This window comes from Streptomyces sp. LS1784, from assembly GCF_020103755.1.
Taxonomy (GTDB): domain Bacteria; phylum Actinomycetota; class Actinomycetes; order Streptomycetales; family Streptomycetaceae; genus Kitasatospora.
Window position 1 is genome coordinate 1 of the sequence record NZ_JAHSQD010000444.1, and the last position, 6868, is coordinate 6868.

5 protein-coding genes are annotated in these 6868 nt (G+C 73.0%); 3 read left to right on the plus strand and 2 right to left on the minus strand.

Features of this window, described 5'->3' with window-relative positions; translation table 11 throughout:
* On the minus strand, nucleotides 1–2385 hold a 2385-nt coding region (locus tag KS423_RS34065), incomplete at its 3' end, for an AAA family ATPase (RefSeq protein ID WP_224283618.1).
* Between the two features lie 233 nt (nucleotides 2386–2618).
* Between KS423_RS34065 and KS423_RS34070 the strand changes: the two genes are divergently transcribed.
* From KS423_RS34070 to KS423_RS34080, 3 genes are all read left to right on the plus strand, one after another.
* Nucleotides 2619–3197 carry a TetR/AcrR family transcriptional regulator gene (locus tag KS423_RS34070; RefSeq protein ID WP_224283619.1) on the plus strand — a complete coding sequence of 193 codons (579 nt, stop codon included), beginning with the start codon at nucleotides 2619–2621 and terminating at the stop codon, nucleotides 3195–3197.
* Between the two features lie 229 nt (nucleotides 3198–3426).
* Nucleotides 3427–4464, plus strand: a complete 1038-nt coding sequence (locus tag KS423_RS34075) for an agmatine/peptidylarginine deiminase (RefSeq protein WP_224283620.1) — start codon at nucleotides 3427–3429, stop codon at nucleotides 4462–4464.
* Between the two features lie 88 nt (nucleotides 4465–4552).
* Nucleotides 4553–5713 (plus strand): agmatine/peptidylarginine deiminase, encoded by a 1161-nt coding sequence (locus KS423_RS34080; protein WP_224283621.1) that lies wholly within the window; start codon nucleotides 4553–4555, stop codon nucleotides 5711–5713.
* A gap of 90 nt (nucleotides 5714–5803) precedes the next feature.
* Here KS423_RS34080 and KS423_RS34085 read toward each other — a convergent pair.
* Nucleotides 5804–6868: agmatine/peptidylarginine deiminase (locus KS423_RS34085; RefSeq protein ID WP_224283622.1), on the minus strand; the 1065-nt coding region annotated here is incomplete at its 5' end.

Here is a 6868-nt window from a genome sequence, read left to right on the forward strand (position 1 = left end):
GTCCAGGGCCGCGCCGGCGGCGGTCAGTGCGGCGGCCGCGCCGGGCGCGTCGCCGCGGGCCAGGAGGAGGCGGCCGTACAGGGTGGGGGCGTCGGGCAGCACCATCACCGTCGGGTACGGCGGGCCGAAGGCGTACTTGCGCGCCAGCTCCAGGGCCTCGGACAACCGGCCGCGCGCGGCCACGGTCTCGGCCAGCGCCCCGACCGCGTCCCAGTGCAGCGGGGCGTCCGGGCCTATCCGTTCGGCGATGCGCAGAGCCCGGCGCAGGTAGTCCTCCGCCTCCGCAAGGGCACCGCAGCGGAACCGGAGCATGCCGGTCAGCAGGTAGGCGAAGCCGAGGTGGCCGCCGCTCCACCCGGCGACTTCGTACGCGCGGACCGCCTCGGTGAACAGTTCCTCCGCCCGGTCGACCCGGTCGGCGTAGAGGTAGCTGATGCCGAGGATGCCGGGCAGCTCGAAGCCCCAGGTGGTGTTGGTCCAGCCAAGGCTGCGGGGCAGACGGCCGCCCGGCAGCGCGGACTCGGCCAGGGCGATCGTCTCCTCGCGGTCCACGCCGCGCAGCGTGAGGTCCCAGCAGCGCAGCACGGCCACCGCGTGGGCCAGGCCGTTGTGCTCGAAGATGGCCTGGTCCGGGGGCGGCTCGCCGTTCGCGCCGGTGGCGGCGGAGCCCGAGCCGCTCGCCCCGATGTCACTGAAGGCCATGCCGACCGTTTCGAGCGTCCGGTCGAACTCCGCGAGCCTCCGGGAGCGGCCCGGACCGTCCTCGTCCTCGGACTGGAACGCGGCGAACATGAAGTGGGCGACTTCCAGACGCAGGCGGCCCGGGCCGGGAAGGGTGCGAGCGGCTTCCTCGGCGCACACCGCGGCGGCCTCGCCGAGCCGGTTGCTGTGGGCGAGGGCCTGTGCGAGCCGGAAGGTCGCGTCGACCCGGAGCTCGGGGCTCAGCCCGTACGGGTCCGCGAGTGCCAGGCGCAGCTGGTTGACCGTGGTCGCCGGGCCGGTGAGCAGTGCCGAGCAGCCGAGTTCGTAGAGCACCTCGGCCCTGTCCTCGTCGGCGGGCGGTTCGCTGATGGCGCGGCGCAGGCAGCGCTGGGCCGCCTCGGGCGCACCGATGGCCAGGTGCTCGCGGGCCGCCCGGCGCAGCTTGCCCACGATTTCGAGGTCGCCCTCGGGCAGGGTCTCCAGCAGGTGCCGGGATGCCGTCAGCAGGCCGAGGCCCGCGTTCTCGGTCTCGACGGCGGCTACCCCGTGCATCCCGGTGCGGGTGGCGGGAGGCATCGACTGGTAGACCGAGGTGGCGATCAGCGGGTGGACGAACTCCAGCCGACCTCCCGGCGTGCTGATCAGGACCCCGTGCCGGCGCAGCTCCCGGACGGACTCGGCGGCGGTCTCCGGGCCCTGAGCACAGATGACGGCGGCGAGGTCCGGGCGGATGTCGGTGCCCAGCATGGACGCCGCCCATGCGAACCGCACCGTGGTCGGGCCGATCTTGTCCAGCCAGTGCCGGAGCGTCATCCCCCGTGCGCTGGCGGCGAGTTCGCGCAGCTGGCCGGCGCTCTCCTCGACGGGGTCGAGCTGCTGGTCGAGCACCTCGCGGAGCAGGGCGGTGGTCTCGTACGGGTTGCCGGCGGTGACCGCCCAGACGTGGCGGCAGAAGGCGTCCTCCGCCTGAGCGCCCAGGGTGGCGCGGACCAGCCGCGCGACCGAGGCCGGCTGGAGCGGCCGCAGTTCGTGCCGCCGGTCGGCCCTGCCGACGAGGCCACGCTGCAGCGCCAGGACGTCGTCGGGGAACTCGTCACGGCAGGCGAGCACCAGCAGGGCCGGCAGCTCCCGTGCCCGCACCGCGAAGCCCGCCAGCCAGCCGAGCGACTCCGCGTCGGCCCAGTGCAGGTCGTCGACGATCACCGCCAGCGGCGAGCGGCGCTGCACGAGGCGGGTGAGCACGAAGTCCAGCCCGTCCCGCACTCCCTGCGGGTCGAGCTGCCCTCCGGGTGGCAGCATTCCCACCGCCGGACCGACGATGTCCTCCCAAGGCCCGAACACCTGCGCCCGGTCCTCGTCGGGCAAGGCCGCCAGCACCGGCTGCACCAGCTGGCGCACCACGTGGAACGGCTCGTGACGCTGCCTCTCCCCGCCCCGGGCGAACAGCACCGTGCAGCCCGCGCGCTTCGCCTCCCGCCGCACCTCGGTCAGCACCGCGGTCTTGCCCAGCCCGGCCGCGCCGGTGTACACCAGCAGTTCCCCGAGCCCGGTACCGGCGGGCCGGGTGAGTGCCCCTACCGCCTGCCCTGCCGACCGGATCTCGGCCTCGCGCTCGTGCAGCGGACTGCCGTCCTCGCCGGCCCCACCGCCGTCCCGGGCCGCGGGCTCCCCTTCGGCCACCATCGCCTCCAATTCGCCCTTCCAGGGCAGTCGTTACCAGTGCCGAGGCTACTGCTGAACGGACGGATCCGGTGCGGGCTTGACAATCCGCCCGGCCTGACACCGAGTGGAGACACCAGTCGGTCACGCCGCTTCGCCGCCGGACCGGCGCGTTTCCCGCCCAGCCGCCTCCGGCTGATCGGCCGGTCAGCAGGTGGACGGAATCGGCGCCCGCGCCCCCGGTAAGGTGGTGGACCGTGGCCAGTCGTAAAACGTCGATCATGGAAGCAGCGGCGCGGGTGATCGCGCGGCGCGGGGTGCGCGGGCTCCGGGTGGAGGAACTCGCGGCCGAGGCGGGTGTGTCCACCGCGCTGATCTACTACCACTTCAAGGACCGCACGGGGATCCTCCGGCAGACGCTGGAGTTCATCAACGACCGGGCGGAGCGGTACACGACCGAACGCGCCGAGGACGCCCCGCCGCCGACGCCCCGAGAGGAACTGGAGCAGACCCTGCTGCTGGAGCTCCAGGACACCGCCGAGGTGCGGGAGAACAGCACCGCCTGGGGCGAGCTGCGGGCGAGCGCCGTGTTCGACGAGACGCTGCGCGAGGACCTGGCGCGGGCCACCCGGATCTGGGTGCAGGAGATCGCGGAACTGCTCGGCGGCGTGCAGCCGATGTCCTCGGCGGTCGCGCTGGCCGGCGCGGCGGAGCGGCTGACCGCGCTGCTGGAGGGGCTGAGCACCCGCTGGCTCAGCGGCAGTCTGCCGCTGGCGCACGCCCGCACGCTCATGGCCGATGCGATCGACGCCGAGGTGGCCCGGCTCGGGTCCTGAGCCGTACGGGCCGCCCGGGGGCGTCACTCTGCGCAGGGAGCCTGTCAGGGATGCGTTACGGCACACCCCTAAGTTTGACTGATTTTTCAGTCAGTGCGAGTCTGAACCCGCAGGCAGGGTGATGCCGCCGGCCCGTCCCCGTGGTGCGCCGCCGCGTCGCGGCGCGAAGAGTGGGAATCGGCGGCCCTCGGCACCCTTCCCGGCACCGTCGCACGATCTGGAGCTCCTCATGACCCACTACCCCGACGACCGTTCCACCGGGCCGTACTCCTGGGTGCCGGCGGACGACGTCCCGCACGCGCGGACCTGGATGTCCTGGCCCTCCCGCCGGGGCGTGTGGGGCCTGCGCCTGGGCGGTGTCCAGGAGGACATCGCCCTGATCGCCCGCACGATCGCCGAGTTCGAGCCGGTGGTCATGTGCGCCCCCGACGACTGGACCGCCGGCAAGGCCCAGTCCCGGTGCGGTTCCGGGGTGGAGGTGATCACCGCCATCCCCACCGACGACCTGTGGATGCGCGACATCGCACCGGTGTTCCGTCGGAACGGGTACGGCGGCCTGGACGCCGTGGTCCTCAACTTCAACGGCTGGGGCAACAAGCAGGTGCACCACGACGACGCCCTGGTCGCCGAGCGCCTCGCCACCCGCCGCGGCCTGCGCCATACCTACGCGGACTTCGTCGGCGAGGGCGGCGCGATCGAGACCGACGGTGACGGCACGGTGATGGCCACCGAGAGCAGCCTGGTCAACAAGAACCGCAACCGCGGCATGAGCCGGGACGAGATCGAGGAGGCCGTCCTGGAGGCCTACGGCGCGGACACGATGATCTGGCTGCCCGGGATCAAGGGCCAGGACATCACCGACGACCACGTGGACGTCACCTCCCGGTTCGTCCGCCCCGGCGTGGTGATGGTGCAGCTGCCGCCCGCGGACCGCAACGACGCCTGGGCCCGGGACGCCCGCGAGCAGTTCGCGATCCTGTCCGCCGCCACCGACGCCCGGGGCCGCCGCCTCCAGGTCATCCCGGTACACGGCCCGGACACCGTCCGCTCCCGCAGCTCGAAGTTCGTCGACTCCTACCTCAACTTCCACGTCGTCAACGGCGGCGTGATCACCACCCAGTTCGGCGACGCGTACAAGGACGCCGCCGCCCGGGAGGCGCTCGCCGCGGCCTTCCCCGGCCGCGAGGTCGTGCAGCTCGACGTCGACCGCCTGATGGCCGGGGGCGGCGGCATCCACTGCTCGACCATGCACGAGCCGCTGCCGTAGCCGGCGCCCCGCACCCCGCACCCCGCACCCCGCACCCCGCACCCCGCACACACCGTCCACCGCCCAGACCAGCAGCCGGAGTTCCCGTATGACCAACACCCCGTCCCGCCGTACCCTGATGCGCTCCCTCGCCGGTGTCGGCCTCGGTGTCGGCGCCCTCACCCTCGGCCTCACCGCCTGTGACCCCAACGGCATCGAGGACCCGGAGGGCGCCGTGCCGCCCCAGCCCGGCGGCACCCCCGGCCCGCGCCGCTTCGGCGCCGAGTGGGACAAGCACCTGCGCACGGTGATGTCCTGGCCCGCCTCCGAGAACGTCTGGGGCGACCAGCTCCCGGACGTCCGCCGGGACGTGGCCGGCCTGGCCCAGGCCATCGCCGCCCGCGAACCGGTCGTGCTGATGGCCCGGCCCGAGCAGAAGGACGCCGCGCAGAAGGCCTGCGGCTCGGCGGTCGAGGTGGTGCCGATCGCCGTCGACGACCTGTGGGCCCGGGACACCCTGCCGGTGTTCGTCGAGGAGGGCGGCAAGATCAAGGGCGTCGACTTCAACTTCAACGGCTGGGGCGGCAAGCAGCAGCGCGGCAACGACGCCAAGGTCGCCCGGACGGTGCTGGCGAAGTACGGAGTCGAGCGGATCGAGACCCGGCTGGTCGCCGAGGGCGGCTCGTTCGAGACCGACGGCCAGGGCACCCTGATGGTGACCGAGAGCTCCGTCGTCAACGACAACCGCAACCCGGGCATGAGCCGGGACCAGGTCGAGGCGGAGCTGAAGGGGCTCCTCGGCGTGACCAAGGTGATCTGGCTGGCGGGCGTCAAGGGCAAGGACATCACCGACGCCCACGTCGACTGCCTGACCCGCTTCGCCGCCCCCGGCGTGGTCCTGCTCGACCAGGCCTTCCCCGGCACCCCGCCGGACGTCTGGTCCCGCTCGGCCGACCAGGCCCGCTCCGTCCTGAAGGACGCCACCGACGCGACCGGCAAGAAGCTGCAGGTGGTCGAGCTCCAGCAGCCGGACCCGGACAAGATCACCGGGCGCGGTGACGCCTTCGTCTCCTCGTACATGAACTTCTACATCGGCACCAAGGGCGTCTACCTGCCGAAGTTCGGCGACGCCCGGGCCGACGAGCGGGCGCAGCAGATCATGAAGCAGTACTTCCCGGGCCGGGAGATCGTCCCGGTCAGGATCGACGCGATCGCGGCCGGCGGCGGCGGCATCCACTGCGCCACCCACGACATCCCCGCCCTCGGCTGACCAGGCCGGCCGGCCACCGGGGACCCCTGGTATGGCCGGCCTCCGTGCGGGGCCGGGTCCGGTCGGCGGACCGGACCCGGCCCCGCCGTCTCACCCGGCGGGCTGCTGCTGGGTGACGCAGTGGATCCCGCCGCCGCCCGCCCCGAGGTAGTCGATGTTGAGCTGCTCGACGGTCCGGCCGGGGAACAGCCGGGCGAGGGCCGTCCTGGCGGCGCTGTCGGCCCTGGTGTCGCCGAACTGCGCCGCGATCACCGCGTTGTTGCACAGGTAGTAGTTGGCGTAGGAGCCGACGAAGTTGGGGTCGGTCGAACGGATGAGGTTGTAGTCGGGCCCCTGGATCTGGCTGACCGTGAACGGGGTGCCCTGGGCGCTGGTGGAGGTCGTCAGGATCCGGTACTGCTGCCGCGCGTCGTTCGACCAGGCGTCGGTGTCGCTCGCCTGCGGCATCTGGACCGCGGCCGTACCCGCGCCGAGGAAGCGGGAGGTGGCGTCCACGTGGTCGTCGGTGATGTCCTGGCCGGCGATGCCGTTGAACCAGATCACCTTGGTGGCACCGTAGGCGGCGCACATCGCGCTCTCGATCGCGGCCTGGGACATGCCGGGATTGCGGTTGGCGTTGAGGATGCTGCTCCGGGTGGCCATCAGCGTCCCCGCGCCGTCGGTCTCGATGCCGCCGCCCTCGCCGACCAGCCCGGCGGCGGTGAACGGCAGGCCGAGGTAGGCGGCGACGCGCTGGGCGACCAGGGCGTCGTTGCCGTGCGGGTTCTGGTGGTTGCCCCAGCCGTTGAAGTTGAGGCCGACGGTGTCGAGGCCGCCCGTGCCGTCGGTGCGGAAGACCGGGCCGGTGTCGCGCATCCAGCAGTCGTCGACCGGGATGTCCCCGATGACGGTGACGGTGGAGCCGCACATCGAGCGGGCCTTGGCCACACTGGCCGGGTTGGCGCACATGGTCACCGGCTCGTACTTCGCGATGGTCTTGGCGATGAGGGCGATGTTCGCCTGGACACCGCTGAGCTTGTTCCGCCAGATGGTGCTGTTGTCCGGCCAGGCCATCCAGGTCCGGGTGTGGCGGACGGTGTCCGGCGGCACCCGGAAGCCGGCCGCGACGGCCGGGCCCCCGGCGGCGGTGCGAGGCTGCGCCGCCCACGCCTGCCC

Coding starts and splice junctions, on each gene's coding strand:
- KS423_RS34075 (WP_224283620.1), top strand. CDS start 3,427: ATGACCCACTACCCCGACGACCGTTCCACCGGGCCGTACTCCTGGGTG.
- KS423_RS34080 (WP_224283621.1), top strand. CDS start 4,553: ATGACCAACACCCCGTCCCGCCGTACCCTGATGCGCTCCCTCGCCGGT.